At 71.7% G+C, this 22,195-nt stretch carries 2 protein-coding genes; both read left to right on the top strand.

Translation table 11 applies throughout. The features are described from left to right. A partial coding sequence (locus GC106_RS45705) for a type I polyketide synthase (protein WP_217281808.1) occupies positions 1-10,995 on the top strand: 10,995 nt, incomplete at its 5' end. A gap of 41 nt (positions 10,996-11,036) precedes the next feature. Next, positions 11,037-22,091: a type I polyketide synthase gene (locus GC106_RS49975; protein ID WP_173142459.1), complete on the top strand. Its 11,055-nt coding sequence runs from the start codon at positions 11,037-11,039 to the stop codon at positions 22,089-22,091. Positions 22,092-22,195 lie beyond the last annotated feature (104 nt).

Below are 22,195 nucleotides of genomic sequence, written 5' to 3'. Positions count from 1 at the left end.
CGAGGCATGGCGCCTGATGGGCGGTGCAAGTCGTTCGCGGATGCTGCGGATGGTACTGGGTGGTCTGAGGGTGTGGGTGTTGTGTTGTTGGAGCGGTTGTCGGATGCGCGGCGTCATGGGCGTCGGGTGTTGGCGGTGGTGCGGGGTTCGGCGGTGAATCAGGATGGTGCGTCGAATGGGTTGACTGCGCCGAATGGTCCGTCGCAGCAGCGGGTGATTCGGGGTGCGTTGGTGGATGCGCGGTTGTCGGCGTCTGATGTGGATGTGGTGGAGGGGCATGGGACGGGTACGAGGTTGGGTGATCCGATTGAGGCGCAGGCGTTGTTGGCGACCTATGGTCAGGATCGGGAGATTCCGCTGTGGCTGGGGTCGGTGAAGTCGAATATTGGGCATACGCAGGCTGCGTCGGGGTTGGCTGGTGTTATCAAGATGGTGATGGCGATGCGGCATGGTGTGTTGCCGAGGACGTTGCATGTGGATGAGCCGTCGTCGCATGTGGATTGGTCGAGTGGTGCTGTCGGGTTGTTGACGCGGTCGCGGGAGTGGCCGCGGACGGGTCGCCCTCGCCGGGCGGGTGTGTCCTCGTTCGGCATCAGCGGCACCAATGCCCACGTGATACTCGAACAAGGACCGCCGGAACCGGACAAGTCCGAAGCGGACTCGCCGGCCCGGCTGCGTGTGCTGCCGTATCCGGTTTCCGCCAAGACCGCTGACAGCATGCGGGCACAGGCCGGCCGGATATGGGGCCACGTGTCGAACGACCCGGCCCTGGCTCCAGCCGACCTGGCCTACTCGCTGGCGACCACCCGGGCGGGTCTGGCGCACCGGGGTGTGGTCCTCGCGTCCGGCCGGGAAGAACTGCTGAGCGGCCTCGGCGCCCTGGCGGCCGGACGCGACCATCCGCTGGTCGTGGCGGACGTCGCCGGAGAAGGCAAGCTCGCGTTCCTGTTCACCGGGCAGGGCGCGCAGCGGCTGGGCATGGGACGGGCGCTGTACGGGTCTTTCCCGGCGTTCACCGCTGCTTTCGACGAGCTCTGCGATCGGCTGGACGGTCTGCTCGACCGTCCCCTACGCGAGGTGATCTGGGCCGAGCCCGGCTCGGCGGACGCGGCCCTGCTCGATCGCACCGAGTTCACCCAGCCCGCGCTGTTCGCGCTCGAGGTCGCCCTGTTCCGCCTGCTGGAGACCTGGGGGATCAGCCCGGACCTGGTTGCCGGGCATTCGATCGGAGAGCTCGCCGCCGCCCATGTCGCCGGCATCCTGACCATGCACGACGCGACCGGACTGGTCGCCGCACGTGGCCGGTTGATGCAGGCACTGCCCGCGGGCGGCGCCATGATGTCCGTCCGCGCCGCGGAGCGTGAGGTCCGTGCCCTGCTGGCCGAGGCGCAGGGGCCGGTCGGCATCGCCGCGGTCAACGGTCCGGCCGCGGTGACCATTGCCGGTGCGGCGGACGACGTGACTGAGCTCGGCCGTCGTCTCGCCGAGCTGGGACACAAGACGACACCGCTGAACGTCAGTCACGCGTTCCACTCGCCGTTGCTGGACGGGATGCTCGGCGAGTACGGCCGTGTCGCGGCACAGATGACCTACGCCGCCCCACGTCTTGCGATCATCTCGAACGTGACGGGCGCGCTCGCCGCCCCCGGCGAGATGAGCACACCGGATTACTGGACGCGCCAGGCACGGGCCGCCGTGCGGTTCGGTGACGGGGTTCGCGCACTGCGGGCGGCGGGCGTCTCGACATTCCTCGAGTTGGGGCCCGACGGTGTGCTGACAGCACTCGGCGACGCGTGTTGCGCTGACGACGCCGATCCGCCGTCCTTCATCCCGGCACTGCGCAAGGAACACGACGAGCCGTCCGCGCTGATCTCGGCCGTGGCCCGGCTGCACGCCCGCGGAGCGGGCGTGAACTGGTCCGCGGTCTTCGACGGTTCCGGGGCCACGCACATCGACCTGCCCACGTATCCCTTCGAACGCAAGCGGTACTGGCTGACCGGAACCACGGACCCGGCGAGCCTGTCCGGATCGGGACTGACCGCTGCGGACCACCCGATGCTGGGCGCGGTGGTGGAGCTGGCGGGTTCCGACCGCCACCTCGTCACGGGACGGCTGTCGCTGGACGCCCACCCGTGGCTGGCCGACCACAGCGCCCGGGGCAGCGCACTGTTGTGCGGTGCGGCGTTCGCCGAGTTCGCACTGTGGGCCGGGCATCGGCTCGGCTGCGGCGAGCTGGCCGAGCTCACCCTGGAGGAGCCGCTGTTGCTGACCGAGGCCGGTGCGGTGGCGCTGCAGTTGTCGGTCGGTGCACCCGACGACACCGGACGACGGCCGCTGACGGTGTACTCGCGGGACGAGGATCGGGCCGACGAGCCCTGGCGACGGCACGCTGCCGGTGTCCTGGCGGCGACAGCGCCGGTCCAGCCGGACGATCTGCGGGATTGGCCACCGCCGGGCGCGCAGCCGGTTCCCGCGGCCGGTCTCTACGACCGGATGGCCGGCGGAGAGTTGTCGTACGGACCGGCTTTCCGCGGGCTGCGTGCGGTCTGGCGGCGGGGCGACGAGCTGTTCGCGGACGTGCGGTTGCCCGCTGAGGCCGGCGGAACCACGGGATTCGGCCTGCACCCGGCGTTGCTCGACGCCGCACTGCACGCTGTCTGGTTCGGCGCTGAACACGATGAGCGGCCACTGGTGCCGTTCTCGTGGAGCGACGTGTCGCTGTCCGCGACTGGAGCCGACGCGCTTCGTGTGCGACTGGCGCCGGCGGGACGGGACGCGGTGTCCGTTCTGCTCGCGGACAGCGACGGTGAACCGGTCGCGTCGGTCGGGTCCCTCGCGTTCCGGCCGATCTCCACGGATCAGCTGGAGACGGCGAGGACCGGTGAGAACAACGCGCTGTGGCGCGTTCGCTGGCAGAAGACATCCGTTGCGCCCCAGCAGACCGGGATGCGTTGGGCGGTGGTCGGCGACGACGGACCGCTGCTGCCCGGGTGCCCGGTCTACCCGGACGTGGCTTCGCTGGGCCAGGCAGTCGATGCCGGCCAAGCCGTACCGGATGCGGTGCTGGCACGACTGCCGCGGCAGACGGACGAATCGCCATCGGCCGCCGAGGTCCGGTCTGTGGTCGGTGACGTCCTCGGTCTGCTCCAGACGTGGCTGGCCGATGAGCGGTTGCGGACGTCCCGCCTGGTGCTGGTGTCCGCGGGTGCGGTACTGGCTCAGTCTGGCGACACACTGACCAGCCTGGCCCAGGCGAGTGCCGGTGGCCTGGTCCGGTCCGCGCAGACGGAGAACCCGGGCCGGATCGTTCTGGTCGATCTGGACGACAGTGCGGCTTCGTCCCGTGCCCTGCCTTCGGCGCTGGCCACGGGTGAGCCGGTGGTGGCTCTGCGGGACGGGATCGCGTATGCACCCCGCCTTGACCGTGTGCGGCCCAGCGAGCCGAGTGAGCCGGTGTTCGAGGGACAGGGCTCCGTGCTGGTCACCGGTGCGTCCGGCCGGCTGGGCCGGGCCGTCGCGCGCCATCTCGTTCGTGAGCACGGTGTGCGGCACCTTGTTCTCGTCAGCAGACACGGGAATGTCGCGGACCTGGTCGCGGAGATCGCCGAGTCTGGTGCTTCGGCGACCGTCGCGGCGTGTGACGTCGCAGACCGGGAAGGGCTGGCCGACGTGCTGGCGAACGTTCCGGCCGCGCATCCACTGACCGGCGTGGTGCACACCGCGGGGGTGCTGGACGACGGCGTCCTCACGGCGCTCGGGCCGGACCGCGTCGAGGCGGTGCTCCGGCCCAAAGTGGACGGTGCGGTGCACCTGCACGAGCTGACCCGGGGCATGGGCCTGTCGGCGTTCGTGCTCTTCTCGTCGGCGGCGGGAGTTTTCGGCAGCGGGGGCCAGGCGGGATACGCCGCCGCCAACTCCTTCCTGGACGCGCTGGCGCGGCATCGGCGGGAACACGGGTTGCCGGCGACGGCGATCGCGTGGGGGCCGTGGGCGGGCGAGGGAATGGCAGGTGGTCTCACAGACGTGGCGCGGACACGTATCCGGCGGTCAGGCCTCCTTCCGGTGTCCGAGGCCGAAGGCCTGGCCCTGCTGGACCGTTCGCTGCGGTCAGGTGAGCCGGCGCCGGTGCCCGTGCCGCTGGATTTCGCGCAGTTGCGTGCCCAGGCCGGTTCCGGCGAGCTGCCGTGGTTGTTGCGTGCTCTGCTGCCGATGCCCAAGCGGGCGGCAGGCCGGCGGCATCCGGGCGACGAGCCGCTGCGGCGCCGCCTCGCCGGGCTTGCTGCCGCTGACCGGGACCGGCTGCTGGTCCGGTTGGTGACCACGGCGGCGTCCGAGGTGCTCGGCCACTCGGAACCCGGCGCGATCGGCGCGGCACAGCCGTTCGCCGAGGCCGGGTTCGACTCCCTGACGGCCGTGGAGCTGCGCAACCGGCTGGCCGCCGAGACCGGGCTCGGACTCCCGGCCACGCTGGTCTTCGACCACCCGTCCCCGGTCGAGGTGGCGAGCCACCTGCACGCACTCCTCGCCGAAGACGTCGTGCCGCTGGACGGTCCCGGTACGTCGGCGGCGCCCGCCACCGACGAACCCATCGCAGTCATCGGACTCGCGTGCCGTTTTCCTGGCGGCGTACGGTCACCGGAAGAGCTGTGGGAACTCGTCGCCGAAGGCAGGGATGCCATCTCGCCGATGCCGGCCGACCGCGGCTGGCGCCTCGGCGAGCTGTACGACCCCGAGCCGGGCAACCCGGGCACCTCCTACGTCCGGGAAGGCGGGTTCCTGCACGACGCCGCGGAGTTCGACCCCGGGTTCTTCGGCATCTCGCCCCGTGAGGCGCTCGCGATGGACCCGCAACAGCGGATCCTGCTGGAGACCTCCTGGGAGGCGTTCGAGCACGCGGGGATCGATCCCCACTCGGCCAGGGGCAGCCGCACCGGCGTGTTCACCGGTCTGATGTACCACGATTACGCCGTCAACGCCGGCAGCGCTGCGGACGGCGCAGGAGAAGGGCACTTCGGCACCGGGGTGTCGGCGAGCGTGGCCTCCGGCCGGATCGCCTACACACTGGGACTGCACGGCCCGGCGCTCACGATCGACACCGCGTGTTCGTCCTCGCTGGTCGCGGTTCACCTTGCCGGGCAGGCACTTCGCGACGGCAGTTGTGATCTCGCGCTCGCGGGCGGCGTGACGGTCATGTCCACACCGGCCGCGTTCGTCGAGCTGTCCCGGCAACGGGGTCTGGCCGCGGACGGCCGGTGCAAGCCGTTCGCCGACGCGGCGGATGGCACCGCCTGGGGCGAAGGGGCCGGTCTGCTCCTGCTCGAGCGGCTCAGCGACGCCCGGCGCCACGGCCATCCGATCCTCGCGGTGATCCGGGGCAGCGCGGTCAACTCCGACGGCGCGTCGAACGGACTGACCGCACCCAACGGCCTCGCGCAGCAACGGGTCATCCGGCAGGCGCTGGCGAACGCGGGCCTCGGGCCGTGGGAGATCGACGCCGTCGAAGCGCACGGCACCGGGACGGCGCTGGGCGACCCGATCGAGGCGCAGGCACTGCTCGCGACCTACGGCCGGGACCGGTCAGGGGGAAAGCCGCTGCTGCTCGGGTCGGTCAAGTCCAACATCGGCCACACCCAGGCCGCCGCGGGCGCCGCGGCCCTGATCAAGGTGATCATGGCCATGCGGCACGGCGAGCTGCCCCGGACCCTGCACATCGACCGGCCGTCCGGCGAAGTGGACTGGTCGGCGGGCAGCGTCGAGCTGCTCATGGACAACCAGCCGTGGCCGTCCGGCGGGCGTCCCCGGCGCGCCGGTGTGTCCTCGTTCGGCATCAGCGGTACCAACGCGCACGTCATCGTCGAGGAACCCGGTCCCGAGGCAACCGCGCCCGGCGGGGCGGGCGTGCTCGCCGGTCCGGCTCACGCCTGGATCCTGTCCGCGACGGACACGGCCGCGCTGCGCAGGCAGGCCGTCCGATTGCTGTCGTATGTGGACGGACGGCCGGAGCTCGCGGTCGCGGACGTCGGGCGTTCGCTGGCGGCGAGAGCCCGATTGGCGGAGCGGGCGGTCGTGATCGGGACGGACCGGTCCGGACTGCTCGATGGGCTGGCCGCGCTGGTGGAGGACACCCCGACGCAGGCCACGGTCGTGACCGGGCGGGCGCGCGAGGATGCCCGGGTGGCCTTCGTGTTCCCCGGCCAGGGAGCGCAGTGGACAGGCATGGCGACGGAACTGCTGGCGTCATCGCCGGTGTTCCGGGCGTCGATCGAGCAGTGCGCCGCGGCCCTTGAGCCGTACCTGGACTGGAGTCTGCTCGACCTCCTCGAGGGCGGCCCGGACGCGCCGCCTCTCGACCGGGTCGATGTGGTCCAGCCGGCGCTGTTCGCTGTCGGGGTCGCGTTGGCGGCGCTGTGGCGGGCATGCGGGGTCCAGCCGGCGGTGGTGATCGGGCACTCGCAGGGCGAGATCGTGGCCGCGCACGTGTGCGGCGCGCTGAGCCTCACCGACGCCGCCAAAGTGGTCGCGCTGCGCAGCAAGGCGATCGGGGCGGTGCTGGCGGGCCGCGGCGGGATGGTGTCGGTGCCGCTTCCGGTCGCGGACGTGACCGGACTGCTGCGGCGCTGGGCATCTGCGTTGTCGGTCGCGTCGATCAACGGACCGCGTACGACTGTGGTCTCCGGTGACGCCGCCGCGATCGACGAGTTGCTCGCCCACGGCGAGGCTGAAGGAATCCGGATGCGGCGGATACCGGTGGACTACGCCTCGCATTCCGAGCACGTGGCCGATCTGGAGGAGCGGCTGGCGGATCTGCTCCGGGACATCGAGCCGATGACCTCCGAGGTGCCGTTCGTTTCGACGGTGACCGGTGGTGTACTACCCACCGCGGCACTCGACGCCCGGTACTGGTACCGCAACCTCCAGCAGACTGTGGAGTTCGACCGTGCCGTCAGCGTGGTGCGGGAACAGGGCATCGAGGTGTTCCTCGAAGTCAGCCCCCACCCGGTACTGGTTCCGGCAGTGCACGAACGCGCCGACGAAAGCGGCGGCGGTGTGCTGGCAGTGGGGACCCTGCGCCGGGGGGACGGCGGGAGCCGGCGCGTGCTGACCTCGCTGGCGCAGCTGTACGTGCACGGTGTGCCGGTGGACTGGCACACCGTGCTTCCCGGCAGCCCGGTGGAGCTACCGGCTTATGCCTTCCAGCGGCAACGTTTCTGGCTGGAGGGAAGGGAATTCGGCGGGGACATGTCGGCGGCGGGACTCGAGGACGCGGTCCACCCGTGGCTGGGCGCGGCGGTGACACTCGCCGACGACGAAGTCCTGCTCACCGGGCGCCTGTCGACCAGTGCGCACCCGTGGCTGCTTGACCACGCCGTGGCAGGGACGGTGTTGCTGCCGGGCACGGCGTTCGTCGAACTGGCCATCCGCGCCGGTGACCAGGCGGGCTGTCCCCATCTCGAGGAACTCACGCTGCACGAACCGGTTTTCCTCAGTGCCGAAGATGACCAGGGCGTTCCGATCCAGGTGCGCGTCGACGCTCCCGACAAGGACGGGCGCCGCGTGGTGCGGGTGCACTCGCGCCAGAAGAGAGGCTCATGGACCCTGCACGCCAGCGGCGTGCTCAGTCCGCAAAGCCTGTCCGCGCCGTCAGACCTGGTGGCATGGCCCGTCCGCGGTAGCGATGAGGCCGACGTCAGCACCGGCTACGAGGCCCTCGCCGCGGCGGGGTACCACTACGGGCCTGCTTTCCAAGGGCTGCGACGGGTATGGCGTGGTGCTGGCGAGGTCTTCGCCGAGATCCGGCTGCCTGACGAGCAGCGAATGGTTGCGGGGAAGTACGGCATACACCCGGCGCTGCTGGACGCGGCGCTGCACGCAGCCGGGTACCTGTACGACGGCGAATCCGACGGGGAACTGCGCCTGCCCTTCGCCTGGACCGGCGTTAGCCTGCACGCCGCGGGCGCCACCGCGGCGCGGGTCCGGCTGGCGTTGCGCGGCGCCGGTGAACTGCATGTGACCCTGGCCGATGAAACGGGCATGCCCATCATGACGGTCCGGTCTCTGGTGACCAGGCCGGTGTCCGCGGCGAACCTCGCCAGTGCACTACCGGTGGCCGCTCACGGGGATTCCCTGTTCCATCTCGACTGGACTCCGGCACGAGTGCCCTCGGTGGTGTCCAGCGACGCGCTGCGGGCGATCGCCGTGCTCGGCGACGACCCGTACGGCGCCTTCCGCAGCGAAGCCACGTACGCGGATCTGGACGCGGTCGACCGGGCGATATCCGCTGTGGACACGTTCGGGACGCTCGTCGTGTTCCATCCTCCCGGTGAGGCCCCCGCGACAGACTCCGTGCAGCCGGTGCACACCGCGGCGCGGACAACGTTGGCACTGCTGCAGTCCTGGCTGTCCGACGAGCGGTTCGCCGATATCCGCCTGGTGTTCGTCACCCTCGGCGCGGTTGACGGGGGCGCGCACGACATCACCGACCTGCCCAGTGCGGCGGTGTGGGGACTGGTGAGCACCGCGCAGAACGAGCATCCCGGCCGGTTCGCGCTGATCGACCTCGACGGCCACCCCGACTCACTGACGGCGTTGCCCGCCGTGCTGACACTGCCGGATCCGAGGCTGAGGATCCGCCGCGGCGCCGTCACCGTGCCCAGGATGGCCCGGCTGGCATCCCACGACGTGTTGCAGCCGCCCGGAGCGGCGCCGTGGCGGTTGGCGGGCAAGGGCGACGGCACGATCGAGGGCCTGGAACTGGTGCCCTGCCCCGAAGTGCTGCGTCCCCTGGCAGCCGGTCAGGTCAGGATCGCCGTGCGTGCCGTGGGCATGAACTTCCGCGACGTTCTCGTCGTGCTGGGGATGTACCCGGGATCGCGGCGGCAGGGCATCGGCAGCGACGTGGCCGGCGTGGTCACCGAGGTCGGCGAGGGCGTGACCGGCCTGGCTGCCGGTGACCGCGTGATGGGAATCGGGACGGACGCGTTCGGACCGGTCACGGTCACCGATCACCGGTTGCTCGTGCGGATTCCCGACGACTGGTCCTTCGCGCAGGCGGCCACGGTGCCGGTCGCCGGGGCGACCGCCTACTACGGCCTGCACGACCTGGCGGAGGTCAGCCGCGGGGACGCGGTGCTCATCCACGCCGCCGCCGGTGGTGTCGGCACGATCGCGGTCCAGCTGGCCCGCCACCTCGGTGCCGACGTCTTCGGGACCGCGAGCCCCGGCAAGTGGGGTGCCTTGCACCGCAACGGTCTTGACGAGGCGCACGTCGCCAGTTCCCGCGACCACGAGTTCGAGCGGCGGTTCCTCGCCGCCACCGGCGGCCGGGGGATGGACGTCGTGCTGGACTGCCTGGCCGGTGACTTCGTGGACGCCGGCCTTCGCCTGCTGCCGCGCGGCGGGCGGTTCCTGGAGATGGGCAAGACCGACATCCGTGATCCGGCTGAGGTCGCGCGTCAGCACCCCGGAGTCGAGTACCAGGCCTACGACCTGATGGAGGCGGGCCCGGACCGGATCCAGCAGGTGCTGCGGGCGCTGGTGGAGTTGTACCAGCGCGGGACGCTGCAGCCCCTGCCGATCACCACCTGGGACATCCGGCACGCCCGCGAGGCGTTCCGTGCGCTGGGTCAGGCCCGTGTGGTCGGCAAGGTGGTGCTCACCATCCCCGGCGACCCGGTGCCGTCCGGCGGCACGGTGCTGATCACCGGCGGAACGGGCGCACTGGGCGCGCTGGTGGCCCGCCACCTGGTGACCGTCCACGGTGCCAGGCACCTGCTGCTGACCAGCAGGCGTGGCACGGAGTCGAAGGGCGCGCCGGAACTGGCCGCGGAACTGGAGTCGCTCGGCGCCCGGGTCACCGTCGCCGCGTGCGATGTGGCGGACCGGGCCGCGCTGCGGCGGACCATCGCCGCCATCCCCGCCGACCACCCGTTGACCACGGTCGTGCATGCCGCCGGGGTGCTGTCCGACGGCGTTGTCGAGTCGCTCACCCCCGAGCGGCTGGAGCGGGTGCTGCGGCCCAAAGTGGACGGTGCGGTGAACCTGCACGACCTCACCGCCAACCTGCCGCTCGCGACCTTCGTACTGTTCTCGTCGCTGGCGGGGATGACCGGGGGCCCTGGACAGGGCAACTACGCCGCAGCCAACTGCGTGCTCGACGCGTTGGCGCGGCACAGGCGTGCCAACGGCCTCCCGGCCACGTCGCTCGCCTGGGGGTTCTGGGCCGAACAGGGTGAGATGACCGGCGGTGCCGACGCCGGCCGGCTGGCCCGGGGCGGTGTGCTGCCACTGCCGGACGAGGACGGGCTGGCGTTGTTCGACCTCGCGTGCCGGAGTGATCTGCCGGTCGTGGTGCCCGCCCGGCTGGACCTGGCGGCGTTCGGTGCCATGGGAGATGCCGTCCCGCCGCTGTGGGCCGGACTGGCACCGGCGGCGGGACGGCCTGTACTGCGCCCGGGCGAGGACGTCGTTCCCGTGAGTCGTCCAGAGTTTCGGGACCAGATCGCCACCCTGTCCACCACCGAGCAGAACCGGCTGGTGCTCGACCTGGTGCGGTCGAACGCGGCGAGTGTGCTCGGGCATCGGGGCGCAGACGAGATCGAGCCGGACCGCGCCTTCACCGACCTCGGGTTCGACTCGCTGATCGCCGTGGAGTTCCGCAACCGGCTCGGCACCGCGACCGGGCTGCGGCTGCCGGTCACCATGGTCTTCGAGCATCCGACGCCGTACCGGCTGGCGGAACACCTGCTTGCCGAACTCGTCCCGGAGCCGGTGTCCGAACTGCGGCTCGCTCTGGCGGATCTCGGCGACCTGGCGAAACGGCTGCTGTCGTTGGCGCCCGGCGAGGACGGCCGCGACGAGGTCACCGCCAGTCTGCGGGTGCTGCTGTCCGAGTGGACCGGTGCCGACGACGTCGGCGGTGCCGGCGGCGACGATCTGGCGGCGGCCACCGACGACGACCTTTTCCAGGTGATCGACAAGGGTTTCGGGCTCTCCTGACCCGCTCGAGACACCCCGCACCCGGCGAGGAGCTGGAACCGATGTCCACTCAGGACAAGATGCGCGACTACCTCAAGCGGGCGATCAGCGACGCCCGGAACCTGCAGCAGCGCCTGCGGGAGGTGGAGGACAAGGCGAGCGAACCGATCGCGATCGTCGGCATGGCCTGTCGTTTCCCCGGCGGCGTCACCTCCCCCGAACAGCTGTGGCAGCTGGTCGCCGACGGCACGGACGCCATCTCGCCGTTCCCGGCCGACCGGGGCTGGCCCGCGTCGGTGTACCACCCGGACCCCGACCACCCCGGCACCAGCTACGCCAGGGAGGGCGGGTTCCTGCACGACGCGGCGGACTTCGACCCGGCGTTCTTCGGCATCTCGCCGCGCGAGGCGTTCGCGATGGACCCCCAGCAACGCCTGCTGCTGGAAACCTCGTGGGAGGTGTTCGAACGCGCGGGCATCCCCCCGGACTCGGTGCGGGGCAGCCGGTGCGGCGTGTACACCGGGGTGATCTACCACGACCACGTGGCACGGCTGCGGCAGGTGCCGGAGTCGATCGCCGGGTTCCTGGGCACCGGTGGGGCGGGCAGCGTGATGTCCGGCCGGATCGCCTACACACTGGGCCTGGAAGGCCCGGCGGTCACGGTGGACACCGCGTGTTCCGCGTCGCTGGTCGCGATCCACCAGGCAGTGCAGGCGTTGCGGCTGGGTGAGTGCGACCTGGCACTGGCGGGTGGCGCGACCGTGATGTCCACGCCGACCACCTTCGTGGAGTTCTCCCGGCAGAAGGGGATGTCGCCGGACGGCCGGTGCAAGTCCTTCGCCGCGGCCGCCGACGGCGCCAGTTGGGCGGAAGGTGCCGGCCTGCTGCTCGTGGAGCGCTTGTCCGACGCGGTGCGGCACGGGCACCCGGTCCTGGCGGTGATCCGCGGATCCGCGGTCAACCAGGACGGGGCGTCCAACGGGCTGACCGCACCGAACGGGCTCGCCCAGGAGCGGGTGATCCGCGCGGCACTGGCCAACGCGCGATTGTCCACAAAGGACATAGATGTGGTCGAGGCACACGGCACCGGTACGACGCTGGGCGACCCGATCGAGGCGAGGGCGCTGCTGGCCACCTACGGGCAGGATCGGGAACACCCGTTGCTGCTCGGCTCGGTGAAGTCCAACATCGGCCACACCCAGGCGGCCGCCGGAGTGGCCGGTGTGATCAAGATGGTGATGGCGCTGCGGCACGGGGTCCTGCCGAAGACACTGCACGTCGACGAGCCGACCCCGCACGTGGACTGGTCGTCCGGCTCGGCCGAGCTGCTGACCCAGTCCGCCGGCTGGCCCGTGACCGGCAGGCCGCGCCGGGCCGCGGTGTCGTCCTTCGGCTTCAGCGGGACGAACGCGCACACCATTTTGGAAGAGGCGCCGCCGGTCTCGGTGCGGACCGCACCCGAGACGGCCGGGCCCGATCGGCTGCCCGTCACCCCGTATGTCCTCTCCGGACATTCGGAGACGGCCTTGCGCGCACAGGCGGAACGCCTACTGGCCAGGGTGGACGAGGACGGCGACCAGGATCTCGCCGATATCGCGCTGTCGCTGGCGACCACGAGGACATCGTTGACGCACCGAGCTGTCGTGCTCGCCACGGCTGAGCCCGGACTGCGGTCGGGACTCGGTGCGCTCGCGAACGGCGAAGACGATCCGCACGTGCTGCGGGACGTGGTGCGCACCGGTCCGGTCGCGTTCCTCTTCGCCGGCCAGGGATCGCAGCGCCCCGGCATGGGCAAGCAGCTCTACGAGACCTTCCCGCCGTTCGCGGAGAAGTTCGACGAATTGGCCGCGCTGCTCGACCCGCTGCTCGGTGCACCACTGCGAGACGTCGTGTTCGGCGCGGACGAGCGGCTGCACCGGACGATGTTCGCGCAGGCCGGTCTGTTCGCCGTGGAAGTCGCGATGTCCCACCTGCTCGGCCGGTGGGGAATCCAGCCCGCCTTCCTGCTCGGGCACTCCGTCGGTGAGCTGGCGGCGGCACACGTCGCGGGGGTGCTGACGGCCCCGGACGCCTGCACACTGGTGGCCGCACGAGGGCGGCTCATGCAGGATCTGCCACCCGGCGGGGCCATGATCGCGATCGAGGCCGCCGAGGAGGAGGTGCTGCCTCTGCTCGGCGGGCGTGAGCGGGTGGTTGGCATCGCCGCGGTGAACGGCCCGCAGGCTGTGGTCGTCTCCGGCGACGAGGACGTTGTCGCCGAGGTGGCGGCCGCGTTCCCAGGACGCAGGACCAAACGGCTGACCGTGAGCCACGCCTTCCACTCCCCGCGGATGGAGCCCATGATGGCCCGGTTCCGGGAGGTGGTCACCGGCCTGGCGCTGCGCACGCCGGAGATCCCGGTTGTCTCCAACCTCACAGGCAGGCAGGCGTCGTCGGACGAGCTGAGTTCCCCCGAGTACTGGGTGCGGCACGTCCGCGAGGCGGTCCGGTTCGGCGACGGTGTGCGGTTCCTGGCGGCGTCCGGCGTTCGCACGTTGATCGAACTCGGTCCGGACGGCGCGTTGTCGGCGCTCGCGGTGACCGGTGACGAGGATGTCGTCGCGATCCCGGTGTCCGGCCGTGACCGGTCCGAGGTCACTTCACTGGTCGGCGCGGTGAGCCGGGCGCATGTGCGCGGTGTGCCGGTGCGGTGGACGGAGCTGTTCGGCGGCACCGGCGCTCGGCGGACCCAGCTGCCCACGTACGCGTTCCAGCGCCAACGCTACTGGCTCGACTCCGGACGGGCGCCCGAGGAGGCGGCCGGTGCGGGGCAGTCCGGGATCGACCACCCGTTGCTCGCCGCGGCTGTGGCACTGCCGGAGTCAGGCGGTCTGGTGCTGACCGGCCTGCTCTCCGTGGACGACCAGCCATGGCTGGCCGATCATGTGGTGGACGGCATGACGTTGTTCCCCGGCACGGGGTTCGCCGAGCTGGTGGTCCGTGCCGGTGACGAGGCCGGCTGCCCGGTGGTCGAAGAGCTGACCCTGACCACACCGCTGGTACTGGGACCACACGACGCGGTACAGCTCCGGGTGCAGGTGGACGCCCCCGACGAGGCAGGCCGACGAGCGGTGAGCGTGCACGGCCTCGGCTCCGGCGAGGATTCGTGGACCTGCCACGCGCGCGGCGTGCTGACGCCGCAGGCCGGGCCGGTCACCTCGCCGTCGGCCCAATGGCCACCGCAGGGTGCCGAGCCGGTGGCGATCGATGGGCTGTACGAACGCCTCCTCGGCACAGGCCTGGCGTACGGGCCCGCGTTCCGCGGGCTGCGCTCGGTGTGGCGGTGGGATGGCGAGGTGTACGCCGAAGTCGCCTTGCCCGAGGAGACCGCGACGGAAGCCGGGCGGTTCGGACTGCACCCCGCCTTGCTCGACGCCACGCTGCACGCCCTGCTGCTCACCAGATCCGGCGTGCAGGTAGAGGGGATCGGGCTGCCGTTCGAGTGGCGCGGTGTCTCGTTGCACGCGACCGGGGCGACGGCGTTGCGAGCGCGGCTCGCGCACACCGAGGGCGGGGTGTCGGTCGAACTCACAGACCTCGCCGGGCTGCCAGTGGCCACTGTGGACTCACTGGTGTTGCGTGCGGTGCCGCCGGGCCAGGTGTCCCGGCGTGGGGCCGCTGTCGCGGACTCGTTGTTCCGGGTCGACTGGGTCAGGCAACCGGACCAGGACGGTCCAGGACCCGAGCCGGGCTCGTGGGCGGTGGTCGGGGAAACGGCCGGTGCTTTCGCCGCCGCCGGGACCACCGTCCTGCGATGCGATGACCTGGCTTCGGCGGCGCAGCTGGACCAGGTGCCTGACGTGCTCGTGGTGCCGTGTGCGGGGGATCCCGCCGTTGTCCGGGAGATGCCCGCGGCAGTACGAACGGCGACTTATGAGGCGCTGGACATCGTCCAGTCGTGGCTGACCGACGAACGGTTCGCGCAGACCCGCCTGGTCGTGCTGACGCGGGGGGCCGTGACGACCTCGCGGGACGACGACGGGCCGGACCTGCCGGGCGCGGCGGTCTGGGGCCTGCTGCGTTCGGCGCAGTCGGAACACCCCGGCCGGATCGTGCTGCTGGACTCCGACGGCGGCGAGATCCCCGTGGCGGCGGTGCGAGCGGTGCGCGGCCTGGAGGAGACTCAGCTCGCGGTTCGTGGTGGCACTGTGCTGGTGCCGCGCCTGGCTCGGGCGGCGAGCGGCGGAACGCTGCTGCCGGCCGGGGACGAGGCGTGGCGGGTGGCCGTCGTCGGCGAGAGGACGTTGGAGAACCTCCGGCTGGTACCGCATCCCGAGGCACAGGCTGATCTGGAACCGGGGCAGGTACGGATCGAGGTCCGCGCGGCGGGCGTGAACTTCCGCGACGTGCTGACGGCACTCGGGATGTACCCGGGTGAGGCCGGTCCGCTCGGCCTTGAGGGCGCGGGTGTCGTTCGTGAGGCCGGTCCTGGCGTGCACGGGATCGAGCCGGGCGACCGAGTGATGGGACTGTTCCCCGGCGCGTTCGGCCCGCTGGCGGTCGCCGATCAGCGGATGGTCGTCCGGATGCCCCGCGATTGGTCGTACGCGCAGGCGGCCGCTGTGCCGTCCGTGTTCCTGACGGCCTACTACGCCTTGACCGATCTGGCCGGTGTGCGTCCAGGGGAAGCGGTTCTCGTGCACGCCGCGGCCGGTGGTGTCGGCATGGCTGCCGTCCAGGTGCTGCGGCACCTGGGTGCCGAGGTCTTCGCGACGGCGAGCCAGGGCAAGTGGCCGGTGCTGCGCGAGCAGGGCCTCGACGACGACCACATCGGATCGTCCCGTGACGTCGGTTTCGCGGACCGGGTGCTGGCTGTGACCGGCGGCCGGGGCGTGGACGTGGTGCTGAACTCGCTCGCCCGCGAGTTCGTGGACGCCTCGCTCAGGGTGCTGCCGCGTGGCGGCCGGTTCATCGAGATGGGCAAGACCGACCTGCGTGATGCCGGCCGGGTCGCCGCCGACCACCCCGGAGTCGAGTACCGGGCGTTCGACCTGACAGCGGACGCGGGCGCGGACCGGATCCAGGAAATGCTGCACAGGCTGCGCACCCTGTTCGAGCAGGGCGAGCTGAGGCCGCTGCCGGTCCGGACCTGGCCTGTCTCCCAGGCGCGGGAAGCCCTGCGGTTCCTCAGCCAGGCCCGGCACATCGGCAAGATCGTGCTCACGATGCCGCACTGGGAAGCGGGCGGGACGACACTCATCACCGGTGGCACTGGTGCACTGGGCGCCGAAGTCGCACGTCACCTGGTCATCGAGCATGGGGTGCGCAACCTGGTGCTGGCGAGCAGGCGTGGCCCGCAGGCGCCGGAGACGGCCGCGCTGTGCGCCGAACTGGCCGAGGCGGGAGCGACGGTGACCGTGCTCGCCTGCGACGTCGGCGACCGGGGTGAAGTGGCCGCGCTGCTGGAGCGGATCCCAGCGGAACGTCCGTTGACCGCGATCGTCCACGCGGCCGGCGTCATCGACGACGGAGTCGTCACGTCGCTGACCCCGGACCGGATCGACACCGTGCTGCGAGCCAAGGCCGACGCGGCATGGCACCTGCACGACCTGACCCGGACTCTCGACCTGTCGGCGTTCGTGCTGTTCTCCTCCGCGGCGGGTCTTCTCGGCAGCCCCGGACAGGGCAACTACGCCGCCGCGAACACCTTCCTCGACGCGCTCGCCGCGCATCGCCAAGCAGCCGGACTGCCCGCCACGGCGCTCGCCTGGGGGCTGTGGGCCACTGGTGGCGGGATGGCGGGCGCGCTGGGGGAGACCGGCCGCAGACGGATCACCGGCGGCGGGCGGGCCCTGTCCACAGCCGAAGGACTGGCGTTGTTCACCATCGCGACCGCACTCGCGGATCCGGTTCTGGCGCCGATGCGGCTGGACCTGTCCGGCCCGGCCCCGGGCGCCGCGCCGCTGCTGCGCGGACTGGTCGGCGGACTGGTGGGCGGACTGGTGGGCGGCCGTGCCCGCCGTGTCGTCGAGGCCGGCGTGGCGGAGACAGATTCGCTACGCGGACGGCTCGCGGGTATGACGGTGGAAGACAGGGAGCAGGCGCTGCTCCGGCTGATCGCCTCGCACGCGGCGGCGGTGCTGGCACTGGACGACGCCCGCGCGGTCGGCACCGAACAGGCCTTCCGCGATCTCGGGTTCGACTCACTGACCGCCGTCGAACTGCGCAACCGCCTCAACGCCGCCACCGGCCTCCGGCTGCCCGCCACACTGGTCTTCGACTACCCGACACCGGGCGCACTGGCCAGCCTGCTGAGCGAACGGCTGAGCGACGACTCGCCCGCGCCGTCCACGGCGTCTGCTGCCTCCCCAGTGCCCGGGGCAGAGCGGAACCTCGACGACCCGATCGTCATCGTCGGGATGGCCTGCCGGTTGCCCGGCGATGCCGATTCGCCCGGGGAACTGTGGCGCCTGCTGGCGGACGAGACCGACGCGATCGCCGGCTGGCCCACCGACCGCGGCTGGGACCAGGATGGCCGGTCCGGCGCCGGGACCGGTCGTCCCGCCGCGGGCGGATTCCTGGCAGGCGCCACCGAGTTCGACGCGGAGTTCTTCGGCATCAGCCCGCGCGAGGCGATGGTGATGGACCCCCAGCAGCGGCTGCTGCTGGAGACGGCGTGGGAGGCCGTCGAGGCCGCCGGCATCCGGCCGTCCTCCCTGCGCGGCACCGACACCGGTGTGTTCGCCAGCGTCATCCACCACGACTACGCCACTGTCCTGTCCACAGCAGAAGATTTGCAGGGTGACATGGCGACCGGCACGTCGGCGAGCGTCGCCTCAGGCCGGATCGCGTACCTGTTCGGTCTGGAAGGCCCTGCCATCACCGTGGACACCGCGTGCTCGTCGGCGCTGGTCGCGCTGCACCTCGCGGTGCGGTCGCTGCGGCAGGGCGAGTGTTCCCTGGCGCTGGTCGGCGGCGCCACGGTGATGGCCACACCCGGGTCGTTCGTCGAGCTCGCGCGGCAGGGGGCGCTCGCCCCGGATGGCCGTTCCAAGGCCTTCGGCGCCGGTGCGGACGGCGCGGGGTGGTCCGAGGGCGCCGGCGTGCTGCTGGTGGAACGGCTCTCGGACGCCCGGCGGCACAGTCACCCGGTGCTCGCGGTCGTCCGCGGTACCGCCGTGAACTCCGACGGCGCCTCGAACGGGCTCACCGCGCCGAACGGCCTCGCGCAACAGCGCGTGATCAGGCAGGCCCTGGCGGACGGCGGGCTCACAGCGTCCGAAGTGGATGCGGTGGAGGCACATGGCACCGGCACCGCGCTAGGCGACCCGATCGAAGCGCAGGCACTGCTGGCCACCTACGGCCGGCGACGCCCGCACGATCGCCCGCTGTGGCTGGGTTCGGTCAAGTCGAACATCGGGCACACCCAGGCAGCCGCGGGAGCCGCCGGGGTGATCAAGGTGGTGCTCGCGATGCGGCACGGAGTGCTGCCGCGCACGCTGCACGCGGATGTCCCGTCCAGCCACGTGGACTGGTCGGCTGGCGGTGTCGAACTGCTGACCGAGGCACGGGAGTGGCCGCGGGCCGGCAGGCCACGCCGCGCGGGCGTCTCGTCGTTCGGCATCAGCGGCACCAACGCGCACGTCATCATCGAGGAGCCGCCACCGGTAGAGCCGGCGGCGGCGCCGCCCGCTGTGACGGGCGAACCGCTGCCGTGGCTGGTCACAGCCAAAGGTGAAGCGGCGCTGCGCGAGCAGGCCGGACGCCTCATGTCCTCTGTAGAGGCGCAGCCCGAGCTGACGGCTGAGGACGTCGCCTACTGCCTGGGCTCGACCCGGACGTCGTTCGAACACCGTGCCGTGGTGCTGGGCAAGGACCGCCGTGAACTGCTGACCGGGCTCGCCGCGTTGTCCCGTGGCGAATCCGCCGCGGAAGTGATCCGGGGAGTCGCGGACACCAGCGGCCGGGCCGTGTTCATGTTCGCCGGAGCCGGTACGCAGTGGCGTGGCATGGGTGCGCGGCTGATGGCTTCCGCGGACGTGTTCCGCGACAGCGTGCTGGCCTGTGCGCGGGCGTTCGAGCCCTACCTCGACTGGTCGCTCACGGATGTGCTCGAGGGCAGACGGGGCGCGGCTCCCCTCAGCAGGGTTGACGTCGTCCAGCCCGCGCTGTTCACCATGATGGTCTCGCTCGCGGCGTTGTGGCGGTCCTACGGGGTGCGGCCCGCGGCGGTGGTCGGCCATTCGCAGGGTGAGATCGCCGCGGCACACGTGGCGGGCGCACTGTCTCTCGAGGACGCGGTCCGTGTGGTCGCGCTGCGCAGCCAGGCGTTGGGCGGGATCGCGGGGGCCGGAAGCATGCTCACCGTTCCGTTGCCCGAGGCCGAAGTCCGCGCGTGCATCGCGCGGTGGGGTGATCGCCTCTCGATCGCCGCGGTCAACGGTCCCGCGCTCGTCGCCGTGTCCGGCGAACCCGGGCCCGCGGACGACCTGATGTCGGAACTGGTTTCCGCGGGCGTGCGCGCCGGTCGTCTGCAGGCGGACTTCGCGTCGCATTCGGTCCAGGTGGAGGCGATCCGGGCGGACCTGCTGCACCAGCTGGCCCACGGTTCGCCGCGAAGCTCGGACATCCCGTTCTTCTCGACTGTGACAGGTGCGGCGTTCGACACGGCCGCACTGGACGCCGAGTACTGGTACCGCAACCTCCGTCAACCTGTGTTGTTCGAGCGGGCCGTCAACGCGATGCTGGAGGAGGGGTACGACGCCTTCGTCGAACTGAGCCCGCACCCGACGCTGACGGTCGCCGTCGAGGAGATCGCCGACAACCGCACGCACAGCCTAGCTGTGGTCGGCTCGTTGCGGCTCGGTGACGGTGGTCTTGACCGGTTCTCCACATCGCTGGCACAGGCGGAGGTCCGGGGGATCCATGTCGACTGGGGACACAGCGGACGATTCGTCGAGCTGCCGACGTACGCCTTCCAGCGCAAGCGGTTCTGGCCTGAGGCCACGGCTGTGGCGAGTGCGGGCGCGACCACGACGGATCCCGGTGACGCGGCGTTCTGGGAGACCGTCGAAAGCGAGGATCTCGAAGGGCTGGCCACCACGCTGGGCATCGGCACGGCCGCGAGCCTTGAGACGGCTGTCGCGGCGCTGTCCCAGTGGCGCAGGCACAAACGCGAAGCGTCGCTGGTGGACTCCTGCCGCTACCGGGTGTCCTGGAAACCGCTCACCGGGCTCGGCGCCGCCGCCGTGCCCGGCACGTGGTTGCTCGTCGTCTCGTCCGGGCCGGTGGCCGGGGACGGTGTCGAGAAGGCGTGCACCGAGGCGCTCGAGGGTGGCGGGATCCGGCTCCGCCGGCTCGAGGTCGACCCGGCGGAAACCCGGCAGGACCTCGCCCGGCGGCTCACCGGCGAACCGGTCGCGGGAGTCCTGTCCCTGCTTGCGTTCGCGGACGACGGGACACCGAGGCCGGACGGTGTGTGCGCCGGCCTGGCCGGCACGCTGACCCTGATCCAGGCGCTGGGTGACGCCGCGCTGACCGCACCGCTGTGGTGCGCGACTCGCGGCGCGGTGGAGGCAGGGCAAGCCGGTGCCACGCTGTCGGTCGGTCACGCGCAGATCTGGGGCCTCGGCCGGGTGGCCGCACTGGAGCATCCGGACCGGTGGGGTGGCTTGGTGGACCTGCCGTCCGTGCTCGACGACCGGGCGATCACCCGGCTGCGCGGCGCCCTGACCGGAAGCAACGGCGAGGACCAGCTCGCTGTCCGTGCCGGCGCGGTGTTCGGCCGTCGCCTGGTCCGCGCGCCACGGGGGCCACGGAGTGAACGGCAGCTGTGGCAACCGCGGGGAACTGTGCTGATCACTGGTGGCACTGGCGCGGTGGGAGCGGCAGTCGCGCGAGAGCTGGCCGTCGCAGGAGCCGAGCACCTCGTACTCACCAGCCGCCGGGGCGACGGCGCGCCGGGAACGGCCGGACTACGCGCTGAACTTTCCGCTCTCGGCGCCCGTGTGACGATCGTGGCCTGTGATGTGGCCGATCGGGACGCACTCGCGGACATGCTGGCGAACCTGCCGGGCGAACACCCGCTCACAGCTGTCGTGCACGCCGCGGGAGCGAGCCAGCAGAGCGCGTTGTCCGAGATGGCGCCGGACGAGGTGGCCTGTGTGATGGCGGGCAAGGTGGCCGGCGCGAGGAACCTGGACGCCTTGCTCGGTGACCGGCGGCTGGACGCTTTCGTACTGTTCTCATCCGGTTCGAGTGCGTGGGGCAGTGCTATGCAGGGCGCCTACGCCGCGGCGAACGCCTCGCTCGACGCGTTGGCCTGGGACCGGCGATCACGTGGCCTGACCGCCACATCGGTGGCGTGGGGCCGGTGGTCGACGGGTATGGCCGGCGACATCCCGGACGAGGTGTGGGACCGGCTGGGACTTCGCGCGATGGCACCCGAGCCGGCCGTCACGGCGATGCGCCAGGCAGTCGCGGACGGCGAGCAGCTCGTGGTGTCCGACATGGATTGGGCGAGGTTCACGCCGGCCTTCGTCATCAGCCGCCGGAGCCCGTTGATCGAGGACATCCCGGAGGTCCGTGCGCTGCGGACGGAGCTGGACGGCGAACCGGACGTTGCCGGCAACGGCCCGCCGTTCAGGGCACGGCTGACGGCGCTGAGCCGCGTCGAACAGGACACCCTGCTGCTGGATCTGGTTCGGTCCGAAGCCGCTGCCGTGCTCGGGCACAGCGAAGGCGCGGCCGCGGTGGGGGCGCGCAAACCCTTCAGGGACCTCGGATTCGAATCGTTGGCGTCGGTGGACCTGCGCAACCGGCTGAGCGCGGCCACCGGGCTGCGACTGCCCGCCAGCCTCGCGTTCGACCACCCGACCCCGGCCGCGGTCGCCACGCACCTGCGGGCCCGCCTGCTGCCGGAGCCGGAAACCGGCGGCGACGGCGAACAGGAGATCCGCCGGATGCTGGCCTCGGTCCCGTTCGCCAGCCTGCGGGCGGCCGGTCTGCTGGATCCCCTGCTGGAGCTGGCCGGGGTGCGCGCAACCGCTCCGCAGGCCGGCGAGGACATCGCGACCATGGACGTGGCCGATCTGGTGCGTGCCGCGCTCGGTGGTGCGGACCGCGACAGCGCCATGTGACATGCAAGCCGGTTGCAAGGCCGGTTCTCCTAGTGTCGTTGCGTGTGTGCGCCGCTTCCCCGAAGCGGGACGGGATTCCGCCGGGTCCCGCACAGTGCGGCCGC

This window comes from Kibdelosporangium persicum (assembly GCF_013280595.1).
In the GTDB taxonomy this organism is placed as follows: domain Bacteria; phylum Actinomycetota; class Actinomycetes; order Mycobacteriales; family Pseudonocardiaceae; genus Kibdelosporangium; species Kibdelosporangium persicum.
The sequence above is the reverse complement of the archived record's forward strand: the minus strand, read 5'-3'. Positions and strand labels throughout refer to the sequence as shown.